Origin of the sequence: Streptomyces sp. NPDC052114 (assembly GCF_040680155.1) — a bacterium.
Taxonomy (GTDB): Bacteria; Actinomycetota; Actinomycetes; order Streptomycetales; family Streptomycetaceae; genus Streptomyces.
This window is the reverse complement of sequence record NZ_JBFAWC010000008.1, coordinates 63,188-89,911: the sequence shown is the minus strand read 5'-3', so window position 1 is coordinate 89,911 and position 26,724 is coordinate 63,188. Positions and strand designations below refer to the sequence as shown.

Annotated in this window: 20 protein-coding genes and 1 pseudogene; 11 read left to right on the top strand and 10 right to left on the bottom strand. The window is 72.5% G+C overall.

The window, feature by feature from the left end; genetic code table 11:
• Window positions 1-51: 51 nt before the first annotated feature.
• Window positions 52-1,590 carry a CehA/McbA family metallohydrolase gene (locus tag AB0L89_RS19030; protein ID WP_365142179.1) on the top strand — a complete coding sequence of 513 codons (1,539 nt, stop codon included), beginning with the start codon at window positions 52-54 and terminating at the stop codon, window positions 1,588-1,590.
• 68 nt (window positions 1,591-1,658) lie between these two features.
• Here AB0L89_RS19030 and AB0L89_RS19025 read toward each other — a convergent pair whose 3' ends face one another.
• The 6 genes from AB0L89_RS19025 to AB0L89_RS19000 form a co-directional block, all read right to left on the bottom strand.
• On the bottom strand, window positions 1,659-3,143 hold the full coding sequence (locus AB0L89_RS19025; RefSeq protein WP_365142177.1) for an aldehyde dehydrogenase family protein: 1,485 nt from the start codon (window positions 3,141-3,143) through the stop codon (window positions 1,659-1,661).
• Window positions 3,140-4,879 carry a D-aminoacylase gene (locus AB0L89_RS19020; RefSeq protein WP_365142175.1) on the bottom strand — a complete coding sequence of 580 codons (1,740 nt, stop codon included), beginning with the start codon at window positions 4,877-4,879 and terminating at the stop codon, window positions 3,140-3,142. The genes AB0L89_RS19025 and AB0L89_RS19020 overlap by 4 nt, the downstream gene beginning before the upstream one ends.
• Window positions 4,880-5,166: 287 nt before the next feature.
• Window positions 5,167-6,294 carry an LLM class flavin-dependent oxidoreductase gene (locus AB0L89_RS19015; RefSeq protein ID WP_365142173.1) on the bottom strand — a complete coding sequence of 376 codons (1,128 nt, stop codon included), beginning with the start codon at window positions 6,292-6,294 and terminating at the stop codon, window positions 5,167-5,169.
• 145 nt (window positions 6,295-6,439) lie between these two features.
• Entirely contained in the window at window positions 6,440-7,225 is a 786-nt protein-coding gene (locus tag AB0L89_RS19010; RefSeq protein ID WP_365142171.1) for a glucose 1-dehydrogenase, read from the bottom strand.
• A gap of 16 nt (window positions 7,226-7,241) precedes the next feature.
• Entirely contained in the window at window positions 7,242-8,150 is a 909-nt protein-coding gene (locus AB0L89_RS19005) for a TIGR03619 family F420-dependent LLM class oxidoreductase (protein WP_365142169.1), read from the bottom strand.
• Between the two features lie 959 nt (window positions 8,151-9,109).
• Window positions 9,110-10,348, bottom strand: coding sequence for an amidohydrolase family protein (locus AB0L89_RS19000; RefSeq protein ID WP_365142167.1), 1,239 nt, complete (start codon window positions 10,346-10,348; stop codon window positions 9,110-9,112).
• Window positions 10,349-10,684: 336 nt separating this feature from the next.
• Between AB0L89_RS19000 and AB0L89_RS18995 the strand changes: the two genes are divergently transcribed.
• The 3 genes from AB0L89_RS18995 to AB0L89_RS18985 all read left to right on the top strand — a co-directional run bounded on the left by AB0L89_RS18995 (window position 10,685) and on the right by AB0L89_RS18985 (window position 14,430).
• Window positions 10,685-13,657 carry a BTAD domain-containing putative transcriptional regulator gene (locus tag AB0L89_RS18995; protein WP_365142165.1) on the top strand — a complete coding sequence of 991 codons (2,973 nt, stop codon included), beginning with the start codon at window positions 10,685-10,687 and terminating at the stop codon, window positions 13,655-13,657.
• Between the two features lie 196 nt (window positions 13,658-13,853).
• On the top strand, window positions 13,854-14,033 hold the full coding sequence (locus tag AB0L89_RS18990) for a sigma-like protein (RefSeq protein WP_365142163.1): 180 nt from the start codon (window positions 13,854-13,856) through the stop codon (window positions 14,031-14,033).
• A 190-nt stretch (window positions 14,034-14,223) separates the two neighbouring features.
• Window positions 14,224-14,430 (top strand): hypothetical protein, encoded by a 207-nt coding sequence (locus tag AB0L89_RS18985; protein ID WP_365142161.1) that lies wholly within the window; start codon window positions 14,224-14,226, stop codon window positions 14,428-14,430.
• A 79-nt stretch (window positions 14,431-14,509) separates the two neighbouring features.
• Here the strand turns inward: AB0L89_RS18985 and AB0L89_RS18980 are convergent, their stop codons facing one another.
• On the bottom strand, window positions 14,510-15,403 hold the full coding sequence (locus AB0L89_RS18980; protein ID WP_365142159.1) for a hypothetical protein: 894 nt from the start codon (window positions 15,401-15,403) through the stop codon (window positions 14,510-14,512).
• Between the two features lie 56 nt (window positions 15,404-15,459).
• Between AB0L89_RS18980 and AB0L89_RS18975 the strand changes: the two genes are divergently transcribed.
• Window positions 15,460-16,095, top strand: a complete 636-nt coding sequence (locus AB0L89_RS18975; RefSeq protein ID WP_365142157.1) for a hypothetical protein — start codon at window positions 15,460-15,462, stop codon at window positions 16,093-16,095.
• Between the two features lie 157 nt (window positions 16,096-16,252).
• A pseudogene (locus AB0L89_RS18970) lies at window positions 16,253-16,627 on the top strand (VOC family protein); the annotation flags it as partial.
• A gap of 75 nt (window positions 16,628-16,702) precedes the next feature.
• Here the strand turns inward: AB0L89_RS18970 and AB0L89_RS18965 are convergent.
• Window positions 16,703-18,307, bottom strand: coding sequence for a FadD3 family acyl-CoA ligase (locus tag AB0L89_RS18965; RefSeq protein ID WP_365142682.1), 1,605 nt, complete (start codon window positions 18,305-18,307; stop codon window positions 16,703-16,705).
• A 157-nt stretch (window positions 18,308-18,464) separates the two neighbouring features.
• Here AB0L89_RS18965 and AB0L89_RS18960 point away from each other — a divergent pair, with 157 nt between their 5' ends.
• The 4 genes from AB0L89_RS18960 to AB0L89_RS18945 all read left to right on the top strand — a co-directional run bounded on the left by AB0L89_RS18960 (window position 18,465) and on the right by AB0L89_RS18945 (window position 21,754).
• A complete protein-coding gene (locus AB0L89_RS18960) occupies window positions 18,465-19,613 on the top strand; it encodes a lipid-transfer protein (protein ID WP_365142155.1) in 1,149 nt (382 codons plus the stop codon).
• 87 nt (window positions 19,614-19,700) lie between these two features.
• Complete coding sequence (locus AB0L89_RS18955; RefSeq protein ID WP_365142153.1) at window positions 19,701-20,156, top strand: OB-fold domain-containing protein; 456 nt, start codon at window positions 19,701-19,703, stop codon at window positions 20,154-20,156.
• Window positions 20,153-20,950, top strand: a complete 798-nt coding sequence (locus AB0L89_RS18950; RefSeq protein ID WP_365142151.1) for an enoyl-CoA hydratase/isomerase family protein — start codon at window positions 20,153-20,155, stop codon at window positions 20,948-20,950. Before AB0L89_RS18955 ends, AB0L89_RS18950 begins: the two co-directional genes overlap by 4 nt.
• 147 nt (window positions 20,951-21,097) lie before the next feature.
• The gene (locus AB0L89_RS18945) at window positions 21,098-21,754 is read left to right on the top strand and encodes a hypothetical protein (RefSeq protein WP_365142149.1); all 657 of its coding nucleotides are present in this window, start codon (window positions 21,098-21,100) and stop codon (window positions 21,752-21,754) included.
• Window positions 21,755-22,383: 629 nt separating this feature from the next.
• Here the strand turns inward: AB0L89_RS18945 and AB0L89_RS18940 are convergent.
• Window positions 22,384-24,774, bottom strand: a complete 2,391-nt coding sequence (locus AB0L89_RS18940; protein WP_365142147.1) for a serine/threonine-protein kinase — start codon at window positions 24,772-24,774, stop codon at window positions 22,384-22,386.
• Window positions 24,775-24,987: 213 nt separating this feature from the next.
• A complete protein-coding gene (locus AB0L89_RS18935) occupies window positions 24,988-25,785 on the bottom strand; it encodes a VOC family protein (RefSeq protein WP_365142145.1) in 798 nt (265 codons plus the stop codon).
• Between the two features lie 158 nt (window positions 25,786-25,943).
• Between AB0L89_RS18935 and AB0L89_RS18930 the strand changes: the two genes are divergently transcribed.
• A complete protein-coding gene (locus AB0L89_RS18930) occupies window positions 25,944-26,591 on the top strand; it encodes a TetR family transcriptional regulator (protein WP_365142143.1) in 648 nt (215 codons plus the stop codon).
• Window positions 26,592-26,724: the final 133 nt, after the last annotated feature.

Here is a 26,724-nt window from a genome sequence, read left to right as displayed (position 1 = left end):
AGGGTTGCCCGCACCACCCACGTCACCACCGACACCCTGGGGAGCCGCAGCATGTGTGAGGACGCCGTACACCCCGCGCACAAGGGAATGAACCGGCGCGGTCTGTTCGTGACGGGAGCCGCCGCCGCGCTTACGTTGAACAGCGTGAGCTTCGCCAGCGGCGCCGAGCGGCGCGCCCCTTCTCCGGGGGGCAAGGAGAGCAGGACGGTGCGCGGCACCCTGCCCACCGGGTCGCCGGACTACGTGTACCTGCCGGTCGACGTCCCCCGGGGCGTCAAGGAGATCCACGTCGCGTACACCTACGAGAAGCCGGCCGTCCCCGCGGGCACCGTCGGCAACGCCCTCGACATCGGCGTCTTCGACGAGCGCGGCACGGAGCTCGGTGGCCGGGGCTTCCGCGGCTGGTCCGGCGGCGCCCGCACCGAGTTCTTCATCCGGGCCGACGAGGCCACGCCCGGCTATATCCCGGGACCGGTGAGAGCCGGCGAGTGGCACATCGCGCTCGGCCCCTACACCGTCGCCCCCGAGGGTCTCCCCTACGAGGTGACGATCACCCTCACCTACGGGGAGCCGGGCACGACCCCGAAGCCCGTCCATCCGCCCGAGCGCGCCAAGGGCCGCGGCCGTGCCTGGTACCGCGGGGACTGCCACCTCCACTCGGTGCACTCCGACGGCCGCCGCACCCTCGCCGAGATCGCCGCGCTCGCCCGCGCGGCGGGCCTCGACTTCATCAACAGCTCGGAGCACAACACCCACTCCGCGCACGCCCACTGGGCGCCGGAGGCCGGCGACGACCTGCTGATCATGCTCGGCGAGGAGGTCACCACCCGCAACGGCCACGTGGTCGCCCTCGGCATCGACCCCGGCACGTTCGTCGACTGGCGCTACCGCGCGCGCGACAACCGCTTCGGGAAGTACGCCCGCAGGATCCGCGACGCGGGCGGCCTGGTCGTGCCCGCGCACCCGCACGCCACCTGCGTCGGCTGCAACTGGAAGTTCGGCTTCGGCGAGGCCGACGCGGTGGAGGTGTGGAACGGCCCCTACACCCCCGACGACGAGGTCTCCCTCGCCGACTGGGACAGCATGCTGGTCGCCTCCGTGCGCGGCGACCGGCAGTGGATCCCGGCGATGGGCAACAGCGACGCGCACCGCGACCCCGACCGCGTCGGCGGCCCGCAGACGGTCGTCCTCGCCGACGACCTGACCCGCGAGGCCATCCAGGACGGCATCCGCAGGGGCCACTCCTACGTCGCCGAGAACAAGGACGTGGCGCTCGCCTTCTCGGCGGCCGGCGGCAAGGGCGCCCACGCGGGCATCGGCGAACGCCTCGACGTCGACCGGGACGCACCGGTCACGGTCCGCCTTGAGGTCAAGGGCGCCCCCGGCTGCACGGTCCGCTTCGTCACCGACCAGGGCGTCCTGCACACGAGCGCCGCCCTGCCGGAGTCCGGCACGGGCACGGTCCAGTGGCGCACGACGGCGCAGTACGCGGCGTACGTACGGGCCGAGGTCCGGCACGCCCCGGTCGTGGCGGGCCTGCCGGGACCGCTGACGGCGTTCACGAACCCGATCTTCCTCGGGCGCCGCTGACCGGAGCCGCGCTCACCCCGGGGTGCGGAGCCGCGCTCGCCCCGGGGTGCGGGGCGGTGTGCGGCCCCTCACCCCGGCCAGACGATCGACTGGAGCTCGCTGTACGCGTGCAGGGCGTACGAGCCGACGTCGCGGCCCACCCCGCTCTGCTTGAAGCCGCCGAACGGCGCCTCCATGTTGCGGCCGATCGTGTTGACGCCGACGCCGCCCGCGCGCAGCCTGCGGGCCACGCGGAACGCGCGGGCGACGTCGCCCGACCAGACGTAGTCGATCAGGCCGTACTCGCTGTCGTCGGCCAGCGCGATCGCCGTCTCCTCGGCCTCCTCGGGGCCCGCCGCGTCGAAGGGGACGACCGCGACGACCGGACCGAAGATCTCCTCGCGGACCACCCGCATGTCGTTCGTGCAGTCGGCCAGGAGCGTCGGGGCGACGTAGAAGCCCTTGTCCAGGCCGGGTCCCGCGGGGCGTTCGCCGCCCGTGACGAGCCGTGCGCCCTCCTTGCGGCCCAGCTCGACGTACGACTCGATCCGGTCGCGGTGGTCCGCCGAGATGACCGGTCCCACGACCGTGCCCCTCGCGCGCGGGTCGCCCACCGTGAGATGGCCGATGTAGGCCGTCAGCTTCTCCAACAGGCTTTCATAGACGCCTCGTTGCACGATCACGCGCGTGGGAGCCGTGCAGATCTGGCCGCTGTAGAAGGAGAACGTCGTGCCGATCCCGGCCACCGCCGCGTCCACGTCCGCGTCGTCGAGGACGATCGCCGCCCCCTTGCCGCCCAGCTCCATCAGCTGCCGCTTCATGCCGCGCCCGCAGACCTCGCCGATGCGCCGCCCCACCGCCGTGGAGCCGGTGAAGCTCACCATGTCGACGTCCGGGGAGTCGACGGCCGCCTCGCCGACGGCGGTCTCCCGGCCGGAGACCACGTTGACCACGCCGGGCGGCACCCCCGCCTCCGCCAGCGCCGCCGCCATCCCGTACACCGACAGCGGGTCCTGCGGCGCGGGCTTCACCACGACGGTGTTGCCCATCGCGAGCGCGGGCGCCACCTTGCCCGCCGGGTTCGCCCAGGGGTTGTTGTACGAGGTGATGCAGGTGACGACGCCGACGGGCTGGCGCACGGCCAGCGCGCCCATGACGCCCGCCCTCCCCATCGGGCTCGCCTCGTTGATCTGCGGCGGCAGCGCCGACTCGACCGGTTCCAGGGCGCCCCGCGCGTACCGGTGGAAGCGCGACACCGCCACCGCCACCTGCATGCCGCGCGCCGTCCCGGTCGTCGCGCCGCTCTCCGCGCCCGCGAGTTCGGCGTGCCGGTCGAAGTCCCTGCGCAGGACGGCGGCGGCGCGCTCCAGGATCGCCGCCCGCTCCTGCGGGGACGTGCGCGACCAGCTCCCGAACGCCTCGCGCGCCGCCGACGCCGCCGCGTGGACCTGCGCCCGGCTCGCCTCGGGCGCGAGGCCCACGACGCCCTCGGTCGCCGGATTCACCACCTCGTAGTGCCCGGCGTCCGGCTCGACCCATTCGCCGCCGATGAACAGCCGCTGGTCCTTGCTCACTTGGTGCTCACCGTCCTGGTGTCCCGGCCCGAGCGCAGGACCTTGCCGGGCACGGCGCCCGACACGACGTCCTCGCGGATCGCCTCGACGCCGTTGACCCAGACCGCGTTGACGCCGATCGCCTTGGAGTCCAGGCGCGGGCTGTCGCCGGGCAGGTCGTGGACGAGGGTGGCCTTGCCCGCGTCGATCCTCTCCGGGTCGAAGAGGACGAGGTCGGCGTGGTAGCCCTCGGCGACGCGGCCCCGCTCGCGCAGCCCGAAGAGCCGCGCGGGATCGTCGGTGAGCATCTTCACCGCCTCCTCCAGACCCATCAGCTTGCGCCCGCGCAGGCAGTCCCCGAGGAAGCGCGTCGTGTACGGGGCGCCGCACATGCGGTCCAGGTGCGCGCCGGCGTCCGAGCCGCCCAGCATGACGTCCTCGTGCTGCCAGGTCTCCTTGCGCAGCGCCCAGGAGTCCGGGTCGTTGTCGGTGGGCATCGGCCAGAGCACCGTGCGCAGCTCGTCGTCGGCGCAGATCTCGACGAGGCACTCGAAGGGCTCCTGGCCGCGCTCGGCGGCGATGTCGGCCACGACGCGCCCGCTGAGGCCCTCGTTCGCCGCCGAGTACGTGTCCCCGATGACGTACCGCCCGAAGTGCGTCAGCCGCCGGAAGACGCCCGCCTCCTTGCTCCCCGCGCGCCGCAGCATCTCGGCGCGCACGTCCGCGTCCCGCAGCTTCGCGATGCGCTCGGGCACCGGCAGGCCCAGCACCTCGCCCCAGCCGGGGATCAGGTTCAGGGCGCAGAACGTGCCGAGCGACATGTTCATGGGGGTGAGGATCGGCATGGTCAGGGCGACGACCCGGCCGCCGGACTTGCGGGCGCGTTCGCTCGCCACGAGCTGGCGCGGCACGCGCTCGGGCACGGCGGCGTCGATGGTGAGCACGTTCCAGTTCAGGGGCCGCCCGGCCGCCGCGCTCATCTCGACGAACAGGTCGATCTCCTCGTCGCTGAACTGGTCGAGGCAGCCCGCGACGATGGCCTCCAGCTGGGTGCCCTCGTGCTCGGCGACGGCCCGCGACAGCGCGAGCAGCTCCTCGGGCCCGGCGTGCCGCGAGGCGACCGGCTCCCCGTCGCCGTCGGAGTGCGTGGCGGACTGGGTGGTGGACAGGCCCCAGGCACCGGCGTCCATCGCGTCGTGGAAGAGCCGCAGCATCTCCTCCAACTGCTCGGCCGACGGCTGCCCGCCGACCGCGTCGGCGCCCATCACGTACCGCCGCAGCGCGCAATGTCCCACCATGAACCCCGCGTTGACCGCGATGCGTCCCTCCAGCGCGTCCAGGTACTCGCCGAACGAACTCCACGACCAGGGCGCGCCCTCCTCCAGGGCGACCAGCGACATGCCCTCGACCTTCGACATCATCCGCCGCGTGTAGTCGGCGTCCTCGGGCCGCGCCGGGTTCAGCGGGGCGAGCGTGAAGCCGCAGTTGCCGCCGGCGACGGTGGTCACGCCGTGGTTGAGCGAGGGCGTCGCGTACGGGTCCCAGAACAGCTGCGCGTCGTAGTGCGTGTGCGGATCGACGAATCCGGGCGCGAGCACCCGCCCCCGGGCGTCCTCGCTGGTCCGCGCCTCCTCGGCGACGGTTCCCGGCTCGGCGACGACGGCGATGCGCCCGTCCCGTATGCCGACGTCGGCGACGCGCGCGGGGGCACCGGTCCCGTCGACGACGGTCGCGCCCTTGATGAGGTGGTCGAGCATGGCGGAGGTGTCCCCTTTCGGAGGCGGAGTATCGGCCCGCCCCGCAGATGAGGACGAGCCCTCAGATTCAGCCCGTCCGGCGTTTGAGGACGAGCCCGGAGTATCAGCCCGCCCCGCAGGCGAGGACGAGCCCGGGATATCAGCCCGTCCGGCGTTTGAGGACGAGCCCGAAGGGCGATGGACGGGGGTCCGGGGGCTCGCCCCCGTGACAGAGCCACGTGACCCCGCACCCGTCCGGCAGGACCCCGGCCTCCGTCCGGGAGGGGAGGCCGGGGTGACTCAGGGGGTCAGGAACCCGCGGCCTGCCGGAAGCGCGTGGTGCGATGCACCGGATCCGTGTCGATCTTCGGGATCACGTGCTCACCGATCAGCTTGATCGTGTTCATCGTGTCCTCGGGCGAGATGCCGATCGGCAGCCCGAAGCTCAGCTGGTCCGCGCCCGCCTGCTCCCACCGCTTGCACTGGGTGAGCACCTCGTCCGGGTCGCCGCAGATCATCAGCTCCTCGGCGATGAGGAGTTCGATGATCTCCTCGCTGTACTCGGGCAGCAGCTCGGGCCACTCGGGGATGCCCTCGGGCCGCGGGAACGTGTCGTGGTAGCGGAAGAGCAGCGACTGGAGGTAGTTGAGCCCGCCGCTCACCGCGATCTGTACGGCCTTCTCGTGCGTCTCCGCGCAGATCGCCGTGGACGTCACCATGACGTTGTCGTTGACGAAGCCGCCGATCGGCTCGGCCTCCTCGACGGCCGACTTGTAGGACTCGACGACCCACTCCATGTCGGAGACCTTCTGCACGCTGAAGCCGAGGACCCCGAGGCCCTTCTTGCCCGCCATCGCGTACGAGGAGGGGGACCCGGCGGCGTACCACATGGCCGGGTGCGACGTCCCGTACGGCTTGGGCAGGACCTTGCGCGGCGGCAGGGACCAGTGCTTGCCCTGGAAGCCGACGTACTCGTCCTGGAGCCACATCTTGGGGAACTCGGAGATGGTCTCTTCCCATATCTCCTTGGTGTGGTTCATGTCGGTGATGCCCGGCATGAAGCCGAGGATCTCGTGCGAACCGGCACCGCGCCCCGAGCCGAACTCGAAGCGGCCCTCGGAGAGATGGTCGAGCATGGCGACCTTCTCGGCGACCTTCACCGGGTGGTTGACCGGCGCCAGCGGGTTGAAGATGCCCGAGCCCAGGTGGATGCGGTCGGTGGCGTGCGCGAGGTACCCGAGGAAGACGTCGTTGGCGGAGAGGTGCGAGTACTCCTCCAGGAAGTGGTGCTCGGAGGCCCAGGCGTACTTGAACCCCGACTTGTCCGCCTGGATGACGTACTCGGTCTCCTCGATGAGCGCCTTGTGCTCCGCTTCGGGGTCGACCTTGGCCCGCGCCGCGGGCACGTATCCCTGTACAAAGAGACCGAATTCCAAGGAGGTTCACCGTCCTCGTGAGGTTCTGACGGTTTCTGACGACCCGTCAGATCGTGATGCGTCGACTGTTCCACCGGCCCGCCGGAGCGTCAATAGCTGACGCAGCGTCAGCTATGCTCCGGCGGCGCCCGCCGCTGCCGCCCGCTCAGATGACGCTGACGCCCGCCAGCCAGCCGCCGTCGATGACGAACGGCTGGCCGGTGATGTACGCCGAGTCGTCCCCGGTCAGGAAGAGCGCGAGGGCCGCCACCTCCTCGGGCCGCCCGATCCGGCCGAGCGGCACGAGCTTCTTGTACAGCTCCGCGACCGCCTCGCCCGCCTGGGCCGGATCGGCGGCCGGGTCGAGCTGCGCCGGGTTGGTCATGGGCGTGTCCACCGCCCCCGGGCACACGGCGTTCACCCGGACGTGCCGCCCCGCGAGCTCCATCGCGGCGACCCGCGTGAGCCCGAGGATGGCGTGCTTGGTCGCGGCGTACGCGCCGACGTACGCCATGCCCGTGAGGGCCGTATAGGACGCCGTGTTCACGATGGTGCCGCCGCCCGCGTCGGCGATCTCGGGGGCGACCGTGCGGATGCCGAGGAAGCAGCCGATCTGGTTGACCTGGATGACCTGCTGGAACTCCTCCAGCGGGGTGCTCACCAGCTCGTTGAAGCGCAGGATCCCGGCGTTGTTGACGAGCCCGTCGACCTTGCCGAAGGCGTCCTTGGCGGCGGCCACGGCGGCCTGCCAGTCGGCCTCCACGCCGACGTCCAGGTGGACGTAGAGGGCGGACTCCTCCCCCAGCTCCGCCGCGAGCGCCTTGCCCTGCTCGTCGAGCACGTCGGCGACGACGACCCGCGCGCCCTCCGCGGCGAAGAGCCGCGCCTCCTGCTCGCCCTGTCCGCGTGCCGCGCCGGTCACGATGACGACGCGGCCGTCCAGCTTGCCCATGGCTTACTCCCTGGGGTCAGTCGTTGAGGTGGGGGGCCACGTCCGTGGCGAACGCCCGCATCTGGTCCGTGAGTTCGCTGCGGCTCCGGCTGCGGAACCGCACCTGGATCTGGTCGACGCCCATCGCTCCGTACTCCCGCAGCGACTCGGCGAGCGCCTGCGGCTTGCCGGTGAGCGTGCGGCGGCCCACGGACCAGCCCGGCTCCCCGACGTACAGCGCCTCGGTGATCGCGCCGACCACGGCCCGCTCCGTGATCCCCGCCTCTTCCCGCAGCCTCCTGAGCCGCGCGATCTGCGCGGGCAGCTTGCCGCGCGGGTCGCCCTGCGGCAGCCAGCCGTCCGCCCGGGTCGCGGCGCGGCGCACGGCGGCCGGCGAGGAGCCGCCGACCCAGACGGGCACGTGGGCCTGGGCGGGCCGGGGCAGCTGGCCGAGTCCGCTGAACTCGAAGCGTTCGCCGTGGTGTTCGGGGTACTCCTCGGGCCCGAGGGCCGCCTTGAGCGCGTCGACGGTCTCGTCGAGGACCGGCCCGCGCCGCGCGAAGTCGACGCCGAGCGCCTCGAACTCCTCCGGTACGTGCCCGGCGCCGACCCCGAGGATCAGCCGGCCGCCGCTGAGGTGGTCGAGGGTCGCGTACTGCTTGGCGGAGAGCAGGGGGTGACGCAGGCCGACGATGGCGACGTGGCTCAGCAGGAGGACGTTCTCGGTGGCGGCGGCGAGGAAGGAGAGGGTCGCCACGGGGTCGTACCAGACCGTGCTCATGGCCTCGGCGAGGCGGCGGGGGATGGCGACGTGATCGCAACTGGCGAGGTACGCGAAGCCGGAGCGGTCGGCGGTGCGGGCGATGTCGACGAGGTCCTCGACGCGGGCGTCCGCCTCCCACGGCTCGGCGTACAGGGAGCTCTGCGACTGGATCGGGAGCTGCATTCCGTAGACGAGACGCCCCGGCGGAAATCCCCGCCGCCCCTCGGCACCGCTCATGGGAGAACCCACCCCTCGACTAGACCTGACGGACCATCACATGGTTACCGCCACACATCGTGATAGCTGACGCCCCGTCAGACAAGGGTTCTGGCGGGGCGCCTTGAGGGGTACTGCGCCTCGGGTTCGTCGGTGGGCGCGTGGGCGTGGGCGTCTGCGCCTTGGCGGTCTGCGCGGTCGCTTCGTCCGTGAGGCGGGGGCGCGGGCGTCTGGCGGGGCGCCTTGGGCTGGTCCGCCTTTGCCCGTCTGTGGGGCGGGGCCGCGGGGGTATGTGCGTACTCGCCATCCCTGCGCCCCGCCCCAAGTCCAAAGGCGCCAGTGTGTGCTCGGTGCTCCGTTCGCACATACCCCCACGTCCCCTCGGGAGCGCTTGCGGGCGCGGCCCGGTGGGGGCCGGTGCGCCCGCGCCGCGGCCGGTGGGCAACCAGATGCCGGTCCCGCCACTGCGGGCGGCGGCACTGGCCGGGTAGCCACCCCCCGCTGTGGGCAGCGGCGCGGTGGCGAACTGGCCATCCCCGCTGTGGGCAGGCGTTCCGCAAGGCGGAACGGGTGGGCACAGCCCCCGGTGCCGGGTGGCGGGAAGTGTGGCTTCAGCCCCGGTGCAGCCGGTCCGGCAGGGCGGTGCGGGGTAAACGGGTGGGTGGGTGGGGAAGGCCCGGCGCGGAGCGCCGGGAAGCGGACGGTGCCGGGCAGCGATGAAGGCGGCTCCAAGCCCGGCGCAGGCGGGCACACCCCCGGCGCCGGGCGGCGATGACCGTGGCTCCAGCCCCGGCGCAGCCGAACCGTGCCGGGCGGCGATGAAGGTGGCACCCGCCCCCGCGCAGGCGGGGACCAACCCCGGCGCCGGGCGGCGATGACCGTGGCCCCGGCCCCGGCACCGGAAGGGGAACCCCGCCGGGGCGAGGTCAGGGGCCGGGCCAGAGGCCATCCTCCGTCAGGCCCAGAAGATCGATCGCGTTGCGACGGACGATCCGGTCCACCACATCCGCGTCCAGATGCCCCATCTGCGCCTCCCCGACCTCCCGCGACTTCGGCCAGGTCGAGTCGGAATGCGGATAGTCGGTCTCGTACAGAACATTGCCGACCCCGATGGAATCGAGGTTCTTCAGCCCGAACGCGTCATCGAAGAAGCATCCGTAGACGTGCTCGGCGAAGAGCTCCGACGGCGGCCGCAGCACCTTGTCGGCAACCCCGCCCCACCCCCGGTTCTCCTCCCAGACCACATCCGCCCGCTCCAGGATGTAAGGGATCCAGCCGATCTGCCCCTCCGCGTACATGACCTTCAGATTCGGGAAGCGCTCGAACTTCCCGCTCATCAGCCAGTCCACCATCGAGAAGCAGCAGTTGGCGAAGGTGATCGTGGACCCGACGGCCGGCGGCGCGTCCGCCGAGGTGGACGGCATCCTGCTGGAGGACCCGATGTGCATGGCCACGACGGTCCCCGTCTCGTCGCACGCCGCGAGGAAGGGGTCCCACGCGTCCGTGTGGATGGACGGCAGCCCCAGATGCGGCGGGATCTCGGAGAAGGCGACCGCCCGGACCCCGCGCGCGGCATTGCGCCGCACCTCGGCGGCGGCCAGCTCGGGGTCCCACAGCGGGATGAGGGTGAGCGGTATGAGCCGCCCCCGCGCCTCGGGCCCGCACCACTCGTCGACCATCCAGTCGTTGTACGCGCGCACCCCGAGGAGCCCGAGCTCCCGGTCCTTGGCCTCGGTGAACGTCTGCCCGCAGAAGCGCGGGAAGGTCGGGAAGCACAGGGCGGACTGGACGTGGTTGACGTCCATGTCGGCCAGCCGCTCGGGCACGCTGAACGAGCCGGGCCGCATCTGCTCGTACGTGATGACCTCGAGCTTGATCTCGTCCCTGTCGTACCCGACGGCGGTGTCGAGGCGGGTGAGGGGGCGGTGCAGATCCTCGTAGATCCACCAGTCGCCTATGGGGCCTTCGTCCCCCTTCGCCCCCATCACGGGGGCGAACTTCCCGCCGAGGAAGCTCATTTCCTTCAGCGGCGCGCGCACGATCCTCGGGCCGCTGTCCTGGTACTTCGACGGGAGCCGGTCCCGCCAGACGTCGGGGGGTTCGACCGTGTGGTCGTCCACCGAGATGATCTTCGGGAAGGTCTCCGGGCTCTCCACTGTCTCCATACGGCCCACGGTAGCGCCGATCTGACGGTCCGTCAGCTAGTCGTGCGGCGCCTCATGGGGCGCCCGAGGCCGAAAAGGTGTCCAGAGCGTCGTGCGAGGACCCTGTGAGAGCCGTCTCCCACGGCTGACGCATCCGCCATGAACAAGGCAAACTGGCGGGGTGCGAGAACCAAGGCGCGACCGGGCGGCGACCGAGGCCCGGACGGGGCTCGGCACGAATATGCCCGGGACAGGGGTCAGCCCCCGCCACCCGGGTACGACCGACAACGGCAAGACCGCGGACCGGGCAGCTCCGCGGCCGGCAGGACTGGGATAGGCAGGGCGGCAGGGGGAGCGATGGTCGATGTACCGCGAGTACCGGAGCAGTGGCGTCCGGCCTCGGGGAACGCCCCCGAGGAGCGGACCGAGGGGCATCCCCCCGAGGTCCAGGCGTCACGCTTCAGCGTGCTCGGACCGGTGCGCGCGTGGCACGGCACGGAACAGCTCAGCACCGGCTCACCACAGCAGCGGGCGCTCCTGGCGGCCCTCCTGCTGCGGGACGGCCGCACGGCCACGGCCGCGGAGCTGATCGACGCCCTCTGGGGCGAGGAGCCACCGTCGCAGGCACTGGCAGCGGTACGTACGTACGCGTCCCGCCTGCGCAAGGTCCTGCCGCCCGGCGTCCTCGTCAGCGAGTCCGGGGGCTACTCCGTCCAGGTCGCGGACGGCGCCCTGGACCTGGCCGCCGCGGAGGACCTCTGGTCGGAGGCCGAGAAGGCGCGCGGCGTGGGCGACCTGTGCCAGGCGCGCACGCTGGTGAACAAGTCGCTCGGCCTGTGGGACGGCGAACCGCTCGCCGGCGTCCCCGGTCCCTACGCCGAGACCCAGCGCACCCGCCTGGAGGAGTGGCGCCTCCAGCTCCTCGAATCCCGCCTGGACATGGACCTGGAGCAGGGCTGCCACGCGGAGGCGGTCTCCGAGCTGACCGCCCTGACCGCGGCCCACCCGCTGCGCGAGCGCCTGCGCGAACTCCTGATGCTGGCCCTGTACCGCTCCGGCCGCCAGGCCGAGGCCCTCGCCGTCTACGCCGACACGCGCCGCCTGCTCGCCGACGAGCTGGGCGTCGACCCGCGCCCCGGCCTGAAGGAGCTCCAGCAGCGCATCCTCCAGGCCGACCCCGGCCTCGCCGAGCCCTCGGCGTCCTCGCCCGAACCGACGGCCACGGTCGTGCGGCCCGCGCAGCTCCCGGCGACCGTGCCCGACTTCACGGGCCGCGCCTCCTTCGTCCACGAGCTGAGCGAGATCCTGTCCACCGCCGAGGGCCGGGTCATGGCCGTCTCGGCGCTCGCGGGCATCGGCGGCGTCGGCAAGACGACCCTCGCCGTCCACGTCGCGCACGTGGCCCGCACCCACTTCCCGGACGGCCAGCTGTACGTCGACCTCCAGGGCGCGGGCGCGCGGGCCGCGGAGCCCGAGACGGTCCTCGGCGCCTTCCTCCGCGCCCTCGGCACGGCCGACTCCGCGATCCCCGACTCCCTGGAGGAGCGGGCCGCGCTGTACCGCTCGGTCCTCGACGGGCGCCGGGTGCTCGTCCTCCTGGACAACGCGCGCGACGCGGCGCAGGTCAGGCCCCTCCTGCCCGGCATGGAGGGCTGCGCGGCCCTGGTCACGAGCCGCGTGCGGATGGTCGACCTCGCGGGCGCCCACCTCGTCGACCTGGACGTGATGTCCCCCGAGGAGGCCCTCCTCCTCTTCACCCGGATCGTCGGCGAGGAGCGGGTCACCGCCGAGCGGGAAGCGGCGCTCGACGTGGTCGCGGCCTGCGGCTTCCTGCCGCTCGCCATCCGCATCGCGGCCTCCCGCCTGGCGGCCCGCCGTACCTGGACGGTCTCCACGCTGGCCGCGAAGCTCGCCGACGAGCGGCGCCGCCTCGACGAGCTCCAGGCGGGCGACCTCGCGGTCAAGGCGACCTTCGAACTCGGCTACGGCCAGCTGGAGCCGGCCCAGGCCCGCGCCTTCCGCCTCCTCGGCCTCGCGGACGGCCCCGACCTGTCCCTGGCGGCGGCCGCGGCGGTCCTCGACCTCCCGCTGGAGGACACGGAGGACGTCCTGGAATCCCTGGTCGACACGTCCCTGGTGGAGTCCGCGGCCCCCGGCCGCTACCGCTACCACGATCTCGTACGTCTCTACGCGCGTGCATGCGCCGAACGCGACGAACAGCCCCCGAGCGAGCGGGAGGCGGCCCTCTCGCGCCTCCTGGACTTCTACCTCGCGTCGGCGGCGCGGGTGTACGCGATCGAACGCCCCGGCGACCGGACGGTCGAGCACTTCGAAGTGACGCAGTACGCCGGCCAGGGGTTCAGCGATGACGCGAAGGCGCTGGACTGGCTGCACGCCGAATCGGACTGCATTCTGGCGTGCGTACAGCAGTCCTTGGGCGCGACTACTCTGCGTCGGGCCGTCGACCTCCTGTTGGCCTCCAAGGATCTTGCGGAGTCGGGGGTGAGCGCGCCCCGGTACGAGCAGGCGACGCGCGCCGCCGGCGAAGCCGCGGCGAAAGACCCCCATGCCGAGGGGCGGGCGCGAGTGAGTCTCGCCCAAGTCCTGAGCAAGGTGGGGCACTTCGACAAGGCGTTGACGGAACTGGAGCGTGCCACAGAGCTCGCTCGCCAGTCCGGAGACCCTTGGACCAGCGGAAACGCCGCGAATGAGCGCGGGATCGTCACCTACTGCATGAACCAGTACGCGGTCAGCGAGACCTTCTTCCTCAAGGCGATCGAGGCCTTCCGCGCGGACGGCAACCGTCACAGCGAGGCGAGCGCCTTCTGCAATCTGTCGCGCGCCCTGCTCGCGATGGGGCGCACCAGCAGGTCCATCGACCTGGCCCGGCAGGGCATGGCGATCTACGACGACCTCGGACTCACCTTCCGCCTCGCCAACGCGAAGTACGCCCTCGGCCTCGGACTCAACCAGGCAGGCCGCCGCGAAGAGGCCCTCGACCAACTCGTCGACGCCCTGCACATCTTCAGGGAGTACCGCCAGCGGCTGTGGGAGGGCACCACGCACTTCCGCGTGGCGCAGGTCCACTTCTCGGGCCACCGTCCGGCACAGGCGGCTCAGCACGCCGAACAGGCCCTCGCCACCGGTTGCGTCGGCGGAGACTGGATGCGCGCCAATGTCCTGACGCTGCTCGGAAAGTCACTCGACAGCCTTGGCCAAATGGATCGGGCACAGGCCTGCTGGCGCGAAGCACTGGCCATCTACGAAGTGACCGGGGCGTCCGAGGCCACCGAGATCCACGCGCTCCTGCGGCCGATCGCGGCTGCCTGACCCGGGCGCCCGGACGTTCATCGAACGTTTATGAGCTGATGCCACTCTCTAGTCATCGATCCGTCGCGTCGGGGGGCAGACGGGTCGCGTGGGCCCCGCAGATATCGTGAGCGGCCCTAGTCCGTCCGTTCGGCGGCCCTCGGGGGAGTTGCCGAACGGGCGGTCCAGCCCCACTGATGTCAGAGGAGTCGCCACCATGAGTGAAGCCGAGAAGAAGCAGGACATAGGCGTCCAGGGCGAAGGCCACGTTCCCGCCCCGCCCGCCAAGGACGGCATCAGCGCGAAGGGCGAGGGCCACGTCCCCGCCCCGCCCAAGGACGGCATCAAGAAGATGCGCGAAGGGCACGTTCCCGCCCCGCCCGCCAAGGACGCCTAGAGACTTCCTTCCCGACGGGGGACGATCGGCCGCGGCGGCGCGGAGGGGGAGCCGCCGCGGCCGACATCTGTTTCAGGTCAGGTTCAGGCCAATGATTGGCAGGAACAGACCGCACGTATCGAACATTTGCGCCTATCGCCACTAGCGTCACTCGATGTCCGGAAGTCGCCCTCTCCCTGCAGGAGCTGAAATGACTCGCACCAAGAAGGCCCTCGTCACCCTGGCCATCGCGGCCGCCGCGGCCGGCGGCGCGGCCGCTCCGGCCCTGGCCGACGACAGCCACATTCCGGTCGCACCGCAGAGTGACAGCCACATCCCGGTCGCACCGCAGGGCGACAGCCACATTCCGGTCGCGCCGCAGGGCGACAGCCACATCCCGGCGCCCCCGCGAGGCTGACCAGGACCAGACACCAGCACCGAGCCGATGGGGTCGAGCAGCCACTGCTCGACCCCATCGGCTCGGGCGCCGTCTCCGGCTACGGGCGGTCCTCGCGGAGTTGGCGGTGCAGCGACTCCTTGAGCGCCGCCACGAAGTCGTCTCTCGTCGGCTCGTCCAGGAGGTCCAGGGACAGGTACGGGTTCAGGTCCTCCAGTTCCACCAGGAGGAGGTCCCCGGCCCGGGTACGGCAGGCGTCCACGCGTTGGATGCCGTGGTCGATCGCGTTCCAGTCGACGAAGCGCTGGGCGAAGGCCAGGTCCTCGGGGGTGGGGGCGTAGCGCTCCAGGTCCCAGCGCCGGTCGGGGGACGGGGCGTGGAGGGCGTACTGGAAGGTGCGGTCCACGAAGTAGAACGAGACCTCGTACGTGAAGTCGACGTACGGCTGGATCAGGACGCTGCCGGGCCGGGTGGCCGCGGTGGCCGCCGTCGCGGCGAGGGCGTCCCTGGGCACGAACTCCAGTCCTATCGAGTCCGCGCCCGCCTTCGGCTTGATCACGTACGTGTCCGTGACCGGGAGGCGGTCCGCGTCCCGGGGGTCGTCCACCGTGGGGATCACGGGGTAGCCGGCGGCCGTCAGGTCCAGCAGGTACTGCTTGCCCACCATGTCCGCCCTGCCGGAGAGCTGGTTGTGGACGCGGGCCCCGCACGCGGCCGCGCGCTCCCTGAAGTCGTCCCACTGGGCCTGGTAGTTGAGGACCGGGCCGCTGTTGCGGACGACCACCGTGTCGAAGGCGCCGGTCTCCATCAGGGACGCCGCGTCCAGCGGGTGACACAGGGCCACGTCGAAGTCCTCGCGGAGGCGGGCGGTCAGGAAGATGTCCTCGTCGCAGTAGCGGCGGCCCTTCGCCTGGTACGCGAGGTCCGTCACGAAGAGGAGACGGGGCTGTCGTGCGGTGTGCGAGGCTGCGGCGTGCGGTCGTGCGGTGTGCATCGAACAATCCTCGCAGAGCCGCCCACCAGTCCCTCGCCCGTGGCACAGTCATGGGCATGCCCACCGCTGCCGATCGACCCCGCCGAAGACGCCCCGGCCCCCGTGCGCTCCTGCTGGGCGCCGCCCTCTCCCTGGCCCTGACCGGCTGCGGCGACGAACGGCCGGGCACCGTCGCCGAACCCGCCGCCCCGCCGAACCCGTCCGCCTCTTCGCACCCGTCCGCCTCTTCGAGCACCGGCCCCGGCGCCTCCCCCTACGTGGAGCCCGGCGTCGTCGACGGCGCGCCCCACAACGGCGACAACAACGCCTACCGCCGCCCCGGCGAGATGTCCGCCGCCGACCAGGAGTCCGCGCAGGCCGAGGCCGCCCGCATGGAGCCCGTCCTGAAACGGCTCTGGAAGACGAAGAAGTGGGACCCGGACAGCGTGCGCGCCGCGCTGACCGGCGAGCTCGGGTACGAGGTCCGCAGGACCAGCGGCAAGGGCAAGCTGCTCGGCGGCGAGCTCGACGTGCGGGACATGTACGCGCGCTACGAGAACGACGAGTACGTCACGCCCGAGGGGGCGATGATCGGGCTCTACGTAGGGGACAGCGCCTGCGTGACCGCCTTCGTCCAGAAGACCGACTACGGCGTCAGGGCGAACGGGCCCTTCATGGAGACCGGGTGCATCGAGCCTCCCGTGGGGCATTGAGAACGGTTCCTGTCGTTGGGCGTTGAGCCCGGTTCCTGCCGTGGGGCGTTGAGCCCGGTTCCTGCCGTGGGGCGGGATTGAGCCCGGCTCTCCCGCCGGACGCCCGGCACCGTATTTCCGTGGACAGCCCCGGCCCCCACCGCGAATAGTGCCGCCCATGACTTCTCTTGTGCGCCACCTCACGTTCGATTCCCACGACGCCTACCGCCAGGGCACCTTCTGGGCCGAGGTCCTCGGCGCGAAGCTCGCCGACGACGACCTCCCCGGGGACCCCGAGGCCCTGGTCGAGGCCGACGGCATCACGCTGCTGTTCGTGACCGTGCCGGAGGACAAGACCGTCAAGAACCGGCTCCACGTCGACCTCCAGCCGCAGGACCGCACCCGCGACGAGGAGGTCGAGCGGATCCTCGCGCTCGGCGCCACCCGGGTCGCCGACCACCGGCGGCCCAACGGTCGCGGCTGGGTCACCCTCGCCGACCCCGAGGGCAACGAGTTCGACGTGGAGTGCGCCCAGGCCGAGCGCGACGCCATCATCGCCGCCGAGGCCAAGGCAGAGGCGGAGGCAGAGGCAGAGGCAGAGGCCGACAGCCGGTGAGGGCCCGGGGCTTCAGCCCTTCCGCGCCCTCAGCTCCCCTTTGACCACCTTCCCGCTCGCGTTCCTCGGGAGCTCGGCGACGAACTCGACCGCCCTCGGCACCTTGTAGTTGGCCATCTCCCGGCGCGACCACGCGATCAGGTCGTCCGCGGTCACCACCGCCCCCGGCCGCCGCACCACGTACGCCTTCCCGACCTCGCCGAGCCTCGGATCGGGTACGCCGATCACCGCGACGTCCGCCACATCGGGGTGCACACCGAGGAGTTGCTCTATCTCGGCGGGATAGGCGTTGAAGCCGCCGACGATGAACATGTCCTTGATGCGGTCCGTGATGCGCAGATTGCCGTCCTCGTCGAGGACGCCGACGTCGCCCGTGCGCAGCCAGCCGTCGGGCGTCACGCTCTTCTCCGTCTCGGCGGGGTCCTCGAAGTAGCCCTGCATGACGTGGTGACCGCGCACGAGGACCTCGCCGGGGTGTCCGGGCGACTGCGGCGCGCCCGACGCGGTCACCACCCGCACCTCCGTGCCGGGGATCGCGCGGCCCGAGGTCTGCGCGATGACCTCGGCCGGGTCGCCGCGGCGGCACATGGTGACGAAGCCGCTGGCCTCCGAGAGCCCGTACGCGGTCAGGACGGTGGCGATGCGCAGTTCCGTGCGCAGCCGTTCCACCAGCCGCAGCGGCACCACGGCCGCGCCGGTCACCACGAGGCGCAGCGCCGACAGGTCGTGCTGGTCGCGGGAGGGGTGGTCGAGGAGGGACTGGTGGAGGGTGGGCGGGCCGGGCAGGACGGAGATGCGTTCCGCGGCGACGTTCGCGAGGACGGTGTCCACGTTGAAGACCGGCTGCGGGACCATCGTCGCGCCGCGCATCAGGCAGGCGATGATCCCGGCCTTGTAGCCGAAGGTATGGAAGAACGGGTTCACGATCAGATAGCGGTCGCCCTCGCAGAGCCCGGCCAGCTCGCTCCACACGTCGTAGCAGCGCAGGGTCTGGGCGTGGGTGATGACCGCGCCCTTGGGGCGCCCTGTGGTGCCCGAGGTGAAGATGATGTCGGAGGGCGAGGAGCCGTCGACGGCGTCCGCCCGCGCACGGACCGTGCCGGCGTCCACCCTGTCGCCGCCGGCCAGGAAGTCCTTCCAGGTGCGGAAGTCGTCCGGGGCGTCGTCGGAGAGGACGACCACCTGCTCCAGGTGCGGCAGACCCGGCAGCGGGCCCGCGCCGGGCCCGTCGCCCGCGGCGCGGCGCAGCGAGGCGACGTACGACGTACCGAGGAACGTCCCGGTGACGAAGAGGAGTTTCGCGCGGCTGCGGGCGAGTACGTACGCGGCCTCCGTGCCCTTGAAGCGGGTGTTGAGGGGGACGAGGACGGCGCCCGCCGAGACCGCGCCGAGCGCGGAGACGATCCAGTCGAGGGTGTTGGGCGCCCAGACGGCGACGCGGTCGCCGGCCTCGACGCCGCTCGCCACGCAGCCGGCCGCGGCGCGCGCCACGCGCTCGCCCAGTTCCCGGTAGGAGACGCGGCTGCGGCCCTCGACGACCGCCTCCCGGTCGCCGAACCGCTCGACGGCCGACCGGACGAGGCCGGGGATGCTGCCCCACACCAAGTCGCCGCGCATCGCCTGCCGTTGGTCCGCCGAATCCACCGGATCCCCCAGGTCGCCGCGCATAGCAAGCCCTCCCGACGCAGTAGCTGACTATCCGTCAGATTAGCTGTAGCCTGACGCGCTGTCAGCAGTCGGGACACGCTCGCGACACGGCGGAGGTCCGTTGCCCATGGCTTCAATCAAGGACGCTACAGCGATCGTCGGGATCGGCCAGACCCCGTTCGCCAAACAACTCCCGGAGAGCGAGAAGGCGTTGGCCTGCCGGGCCATCGTCGCCGCCCTCGACGACGCGGGCATCGCCCCGTCCGAGGTCGACGCCTTCGCCTCGTACACGATGGAGGAGACCGACGAGGTCGAGGTCGCCAAGGCCATCGGCGCGGGCGACGTCACCTTCTTCAGCAAGGTGGGATACGGGGGCGGCGGCTCCTGCGCGACCGTCGCGCACCTCGCCTCCGCCGTCGCCACCGGGCAGGCGAGCGTCGGCGTCGCCTGGCGCTCGCGCAAGCGCGGCAGCCGACCGCGCCCCTGGAAGAACACCGCCGTCCAGCTGCCCACGCCGGGCCAGTGGACGCGCCCCTTCGGCCTGCTGCGGCCCGCCGACGAGATCGCGATGCTGGCGCGCCGCCATATGCACGAGTACGGCACGACCCGCGACCACCTCTTCAACGTCGCGCTCGCCTGCCGCAACCGCGCCAACCAGAACCCCGCCGCGATCATGTACGAGCGCCCGCTGACCCGCGACATGTATATGACCTCCCGCTGGATCAGCGAGCCGCTCTGCCTCTTCGACAACTGCCTGGAGACGGACGGGGCGTTGGCGTGCGTGGTCGTGTCGGCCGAGCGGGCGCGCGACTGCCGGCGGCGGCCCGTGTACATCCACTCCGCCGCGCAGGGCCTGCCCGCACAGCACCACGGGATGGTCAACTACTGGAACGACGACCCGCTCTCCGGGCCCGCCTGGACGGCGGCCCGACACCTGTGGAAACAGGCCGACTTCGGCCCGCAGGACGTCGACGTCGCCCAGATCTACGACGCCTTCACCCCGCTCATCCCGCTCTCCCTGGAGGGCTACGGCTTCTGCGGGCGCGGCGAGGGCGGCGCGTTCACGGAGGGCGGCGCCCTGGAGAGCGGCGGCCGGCTCCCGATCAACACGGGCGGCGGCGGCCTCTCGGAGGCCTACGTCCACGGCTTCAACCTCATCAACGAGGGCGTGAAGCAGCTGCGGGGCACCTCCACGGCACAGGTGCCGGACGCCGCCACGTGCCTGGTGACGGCGGGCGAGGGCGTCCCGACGTCGGCGATCCTCCTGAGGTCGTGAACCGGCGCAGGCGACGGCGCCCCGTCAGGGGCGCGGGGAACCGCGCGAAAGGCCACTTCTCATCCGCACCCGGCAAGGGACGATCACATGGCAGACGCGACGACCGGACCACTCCTGACCCCGACCCCCGACGACGACGGCGCACCCTTCTGGGAGTACGCCGCACGGGGCGAACTCCGCATCCAGGCCTGCGCGAACACCGCCTGCGGCGAACTCCGCTTCCCGCCCCGCCCCTGCTGCCCGCACTGCCAGTCCTTCGAGAGCGGGTGGCGCAGGATGAGCGGCCGCGGCCGCATCTGGTCGTACGTCTTCCCGCATCCGCCCCTGCTGCCCGCCTACGCCGAGCAGGCCCCGTACAACGCGATCATCGTCGAACTCGCCGACGCCCCGCGCATCCGTCTCGTCGGCAACCTCGTCACGGCCCCCGACGCCCCGCTGAACTCCGTGGACCCGGAGCGGCTGCGCATCGGCGCGAAGGTGCAGGTCGTCTTCGCGGAGGTCGGCGGCGTGGTGGTCCCGCGCTGGATCCTGGAGCGGCCGTGACACCGCGGGCACCGGGGAGCGCGCTGCGCACGGAGGTCGACGAGAAGACGGGCGTGGCCGTCCTGACGCTGGACCGCCCCGAGCGGCACAACGCGATCGACCTGGCGACGGCGGCCGAACTGGCAGCCGTCTGGCGGGGGTTCCGCTTCGACGACTCCGTGCGGGCGGTGGTGGTGACGGGCGCGGGCGAGCAGGCCTTCTGCACCGGCATCGACCGCGGCGCGGAGGTGCCGCAGCCGAGCTCCCCGTACACGATCGACGATCCGCTGATCGCGATCGGCCCGAAGGCGAACGACCTGTGGAAGCCGGTGATCGCCGCGGTCAACGGCATGGCGTGCGGCGGGGCCTTCTATCTGCTCGGCGAGGCGGAGTTCGTCGTCGCGGACGAGCACGCCACGTTCTTCGATCCGCACACGACGTACGGCATGGTCAGCGCGTACGAGACGATCCACCTGGCGCAGCGCATGCCGTTCGGCGAGGTCGCGCGGATGGCGCTGATGGGGACGGCCGAGCGGGTCTCGGCGCGGCGCGCGTACGAGACGGGGCTGGTGTCCGAGGTCACCGCCCCCGGTGAGGCCCTGGCGGCGGCGGTGCGGGCCGCCGGGACCATCGCCTCGTATCCGACGGAGGCGGTGCAGGGCACGGTGCGGGCGGTGTGGTCGGCGAAGGAGGCGGCCCGCGCGCAGGCGCTGGCGCACGCGCCGCATCTGATCGCGCTGGGGAACCTGCCGCCGGAGCGGCAGGCGGAGCTGTTCGCGGCGCGGCGGGGGGCCGCGGGCTTCCGTACACGGTGAGGAGGGGCGGGGCCGGGCGGTGTCGCCTGGCAGGGGTCACGCACTCGGCGTAGCGTCGATCTTGAGAGACGCGTACGGATGATCACGGCGGGTGGCGCGCGCCGTCGTCCCGCGCACCGCCGTGGCACGCACACGAGGAGGCCCGACATGGTCCGCAACGTCCTCGGGTCCCTCCTCGCTCTCATCGGAGCGACGGCCGCCGTCTGGAGCCCCTTCCAAGCCTGGTACGACGGCCGTCACGGACGCCACTACCGCCTCGACGAACTGTTCTCCGGCGCCGGGATCACCGACGCGCGGGCGGAACTCCTCGGCTCGCTGTTCCTCCCCTTCGCCTTCGCGGCGCTCCTCACGCTGGTGGGTGTGGTGCTGCGGTCGCGGCTGCTGGTGGCGTGCGCGGGCGTGCTCGTACTGGGCTTCACGGTCCTGTGGATGGTGCGCCAGGGCCAGGCGGAGGGCAGCCTGACCGTCGCGGGCGACGGCTCGGGCCTCGGCCAAGGGGTGCTGAACGGATTCGGGGGCGGGGTGTTTCTGCTGGTGGGGGCGGTGGTGATGGCGGGACGCGGGTCCCGTCGTACGCGGCGGGGGTCGGCGCCGCGGTCCACGGTGCCGACGCTGGACGACCCCGACTGGTCGCCGACTCCCCCGGCGCCGGGTCCGGGTCCGACCTCGGGTCCGACCCCGGGTCCGGGTCCGGATTCGACCCCGGGTCCGGGTCCGGATTCGACCCCGGGTCCGGGTCCGGGGCCGGCGCCGGATCCGCCCCTGGGCCCGGGTCCGGCCTGGCAGAAGCCTCCGTCTCCCTGACCCGCGCCGCCTGTACGCCCTTCGTCTGCGGGCCGTCATCGCACTACCCCGCCGCTCCGCGGCGGATCACTCCCACCCACCCACCCGTTTACCCCGCACCGCACAGCGGGAGTAGGAGCGACAACCACATCGCGTTCCCCCACACCGCACAGCCGGAGCAGGAGCGACAACCCACCGCGCGTCCCCCCACCCCGCATCGGCCGGGGCAAGAGCAACCACCCACCCCCGTCTCCCCACACCGCAAAGCGGGGGCAGGAGCAACGACCCACCGCCCGTCTCCCCCCCCCACCACCGCACAACCCAGGCAGGAGCAACCACCTGCCGTGCCCTCTCCCGCACCCCCCCCGCCTAAGCGCGAGCAATCGACCTCGACAACCCGACCGCCCGAAAGGGCGGGCGGGTGGGGGAAGTCCGCCGCGCAGCGGCGGGCCAGGCCGGGTGCCTCCGTCGCCGGGCGCCGCGGAGCCGACGGGAGCGGCGGGGCAGCGCGGCGCGAGCCCGCTCCTCCGGCCGGGAGAGGCCGAAGCCGGGCCCCCGCGGGCCGGGACAGGCCGAAGCCGGGCCCTCGCTGGCCGGGGCAGGACGCCCACCCCGGCCAGGGTCACCCCAAGCGGGAGTCACCCCAGGGGCTAGGTCCTGGGGGACGTGCCCGTGCCCCGTTCCGCGTCCAGCGCGTACACGCAGCGGTCCTTGCTGCACGCGTACACCACGCCGTCCCGGACCACCGGCGCGCCGGTGATCTCGCCGCCCGTGGCGAGCTTCCAGCGGAGGCGGCCGTCGTCCGCCTTGAGGGTGTAGAGGAGGTGGTCCGTGGAGCCGAAGTGGATGCGCCGGTCGGCGACGACGGGCGCGCCGACGACCTCGCCGCCGGCCTGGAAGCGCCACTTCGGCGTGCCGGTCACCGCGTCGAGGGTGTAGAGCCCCTTGCCGCTGCCCACGTGGACGTGGCCGTCGGCGACGAGGACCGGTTCGATCGAGGAGCGGGACTCCGTGGCGATGCGCCAGCGGTCGCGGCCGTCCGTGGCGTCGAGGGCGTACACCGTGCCGAGGTAGTCGGCGAGGTACACGCCGCCGCCCGTGACGGCGGGACCCGGCGCGAAGGCCGGCGGGCAGAGGAACGCGGCGGGCGCCTCGAAGTGCCAGCGGACGTGCCCGCTCACCACGTCGACGGCGAGGACGCGCGTCCCCGCGGCCACGTACACGTACCCGTCCTGCCCCTGCGTGAGCCGCACCGGGACGCCGCCGCAGGAGGCCGCGTCGCCGACGGGGTAGGACCAGCGCTCCTCGCCGGTGCGGGCCTCCAGGGCGCGCAGCCGCGCGTCCTTCCAGACGTACACCGTGCCGTCGAACACGGCGGGCCCGGCCTCGGGCGTCTCGAAGTCGGTCTGCGCCCCGGTGATCTCCCAGAGCTTCTCGCCGTTGGCGGCCTCCCAGGCCTGGACGCCGCCGCCGCGCGTGCCGGTGACGACGGTGCCGCGGTCGGCCTGGAGGGAGTACACCCAGGCGTCGGTCGACAGCCGCCACAGGTCGGAGCCGTCGGTGCCGTCGAGGGCGTAGAGCGTGGGGCCGTCGGAGGCGTGGATGCGGCCGTCCGCGACGGACATGGACCAGGCGACGTCCCGCGTCTTGAAGCTGCGCCGGCCCGTGGACACGTCCAGCGCGTGGACCTCGAAGGACGTGACGTAGACGAGGTTCCCGGCGACGGCGGGCGTGCCCCACACGTCGTTGGACATCCGGAACCGCCAGGGCCGCCAGGACGTGTTCCCCGGGTCGGGCGCCTGGGCGGGCGCGGGCACGGCGGGCGCGACGCCGTTGGCCGCTCCCCTGGGCGCGGCCGAGGACCGCGACCAGGACGCGGCGAGCCCGGAGTCGCCGGGCACGGGGCCGCGCGCGTCGGCGACCCGCGGCCCGGGGCCGATCGGCACCTTCGCCCCGGCGAGCTGCACGGGCCCCGCGTCGGGCGTGACCGCGAACGGCGGCTGCGACGGCGCGGGCGGCGGCTGGCTCGGGGGCGGCGGCGCGGTGACGGGTGCGGCGGGCGCGACGGACGGCGCGGCGGCGCCCCGGGCGCCGCTGCGTCCGCTGGAGGCCGCGGCCGGGACCCGGGGGGCCGGGCGGCCGCCCCTGCGGGCCTCGATGAGCGCGACGGCCCGCTCCGGCAGCCACGCGGACGCCGTCCCGCTGTCGTCGCCGTCGACGCTGTCGGAGGCGAAGAGGTGCGGGGCGAGCTGGGCCTGGAGGTCGGCGGGGGTGGGCCGCAGGGCGGCCTCCATCTGCATGCAGGACTCGATGAGCGGACGGAGGTCGTCCGGGAGTCCTTCGAGGTCGGGGCCTTCCCTGAGCAGCATGAAGACGGTCTCGACGGGGTTCGCGCCGTGGAAGGGCGCGTGCCCGGTGGCGGCGAAGACGAGGGTCGAGCCGAGCGAGAAGACGTCCGAGGCGCCGGTGACGCTGCGTGAGTCCTTCGCCTGCTCGGGTGACATGTACGCGGGGGTGCCCACCGCGACGTTCGTCATGGTCAGCCGCGTGTTGGAGACGCCGGAGGCGATGCCGAAGTCGATGACGCGCGGGCCGTCCTCGACGACGAGGACGTTGGACGGCTTGAGGTCACGGTGGACCAGGCCCGCGCCGTGGATGGACTCCAGGGCCTCGGCCACGCCCGCCGCCAGCCAGCGCACCGCCTGGGTGGGCAGCGGCCCGTGTTCATTCACTATTTCCTCGAGCGAGGGCGCGGGGACGTACGCCGTGGCCAGCCAGGGCACGGCGGCCCGCGGATCGGCGTCCACCACGGCGGCCGTGTAGAAGCCGGACACGGCGCGCGCGGCCTCGACCTCGCGCGTGAAGCGGACCCGGAACAGCTGGTCCTCGGCGAGCTCGGTCCGCACCGTCTTGATCGCCACGCGCCGCCCCGACGCGGAGCGCGCGAGATAGACCAGGCCCATGCCGCCGGCGCCCAGCCGGCCGAGGACCTCGAACGGGCCGATTCGCCTCGGATCGTGCTGCGTCAGCTGATCCACCACTTGCCCTGCCACCTCCCCGTACGCGGCCGCCGAAGAAGACAGCCCCGTGCAGCGTCTCACCACCGAGCCGCTACGGCGGCACGCACCCTGATTCTTCCTGTCCGAGGCGGTGGTTGCGAACCCGGGGCGGGATCGGGGTGTCTACGGACAAATCACATCCGCGACGGGCCCCACCGAGCGGAACCTTCGGTTCAGTCCAGCGGAATCCGCGGTTCAGTCCTGCAGCACCGCGAACGTCGCCCCTTGATTGTCGGTGAGCACCGCGATCCGTCCGTACGGAATGTCGAAGGGCGGCGCGTGCACGCGCCCGCCGAGCCGGGTGGCCGCCGCGGCCGTCGCGTCGGCGTCGGCGACGCTGAAGTAGACGAGGAAGTGCGCGGGCATCTCGGCCGGGAAGGAGCCCGTGACCAGGCCGCGCCCGCCGATCGCGGTGTCCGGTCCCGGCTCGGTGCCCGCGGGCGACCAGGTGCGGAATTCCTCGCCGCCGAGGTCCAGGTCGCTGCCGCCGTAGCCGAAGACACCCTCGTAGAAGGGGTCGACCAGGTCCTTGTCCCGTGAGTACACCTCGGTCCAGCAGAACGAGCCGGGCCGCCGCCGCAGGCCGAAGCCCTGGTGCGCGGAGCCCTGCCAGAGGCCGAAGACGGCCCCCTCGGGGTCGGCGGCGAGGCCCGCCGTGCCGAAGCTGCCGACGGGGATGGCCTGCATGACCATCGAGCCGCCCGCCTCCTTGATGCGTCCGGCGAGCGCGGCCGCGTCGGGCGTGGCCAGATACACCGTCCACACGGTGGGCATGCGGCCGTCGGTCTTGGGCGCGAGCGCGGCCACGGGGAGGCCGTCGCGGTACGCCATGACGTGGTGGCCGTACTCCTGGCCGACGGCCTCGCCGAAGGTCCACCCGAAGAGCTCGCCGTAGAACCGCTTGCCGCCCTCGACGTCGGGGAGCATCGCGTCGACCCAGCAGGGCACGCCCTCCGCGTATCCGCCCCTGGGGTCCCGCACCGCGTTGTCCATGTCCGTCAAGCTAGCCCGCTGAGGCGCGGCCCGCACGGTACAAAATCGAACATTTGGCCAATTCCGATCGGGTGCGCCCCCGCGCCGCGCTCACGCGCCCCAACCCCATTTGCACTCGGCCGAATCGCGCTCCGATCACCCCTCGGTAAGCTGACGGCATGACAGGACAGGTACGAACCGTCGACGGCCGCGTGGCCGGTCGACGCGGTCAGGCGACGCGTCAGAAGCTGCTCGACTGCCTCAGCGAGATGCTCAGCTCCTCGCCCTACCGGGACGTCAAAGTCATCGACGTCGCCCGGAAGGCGGGGACTTCACCCGCGACCTTCTACCAGTACTTCCCGGACGTGGAAGGCGCCGTCCTCGAGATCGCGGAGCAAATGGCCGCGGAGGGCGCCGAGTTGACCCAGCTGCTCGACGGCCGCTCCTGGGTCGGCAAGGCCGGCTGGCAGACCTCCCAGGACCTGGTCGACGGCTTCCTCGACTTCTGGCGCAAGAACGACGCGATCCTCCGGGTCGTCGACCTGGGCGCCGCCGAGGGCGACAAGCGGTTCTACAAGATCCGGATGAAGATCCTCAACTCGGTCAACAACTCCCTTACGGACACCGTCAAGGAGCTCCAGGCCAAGGGCAAGGTCGACAAGGACATCAGCCCGGCCGCCATGGCCGGTTCCCTGGTCGCGATGCTCGCCGCGGTCGCCTCGCACCAGCGCGGCTTCCAGACGTGGGGCGTCAAGCAGGCCGAACTGAAGCCGAACCTGGCCATGTTGGTACATCTGGGCGTGACGGGGAAGAAGCCGACGAAGTAGCCCTGGCGGGCATATCGCCCACATCCTGTCACCCCGGCGGCGGATCACGTTCGTGATCCGCCGCTGTGGTCTCCAGGGCCTCCCGGCGCCGCCGTTTCGGGACGGGCGCCTTCCCTCAGACGCCGTCCCTCAG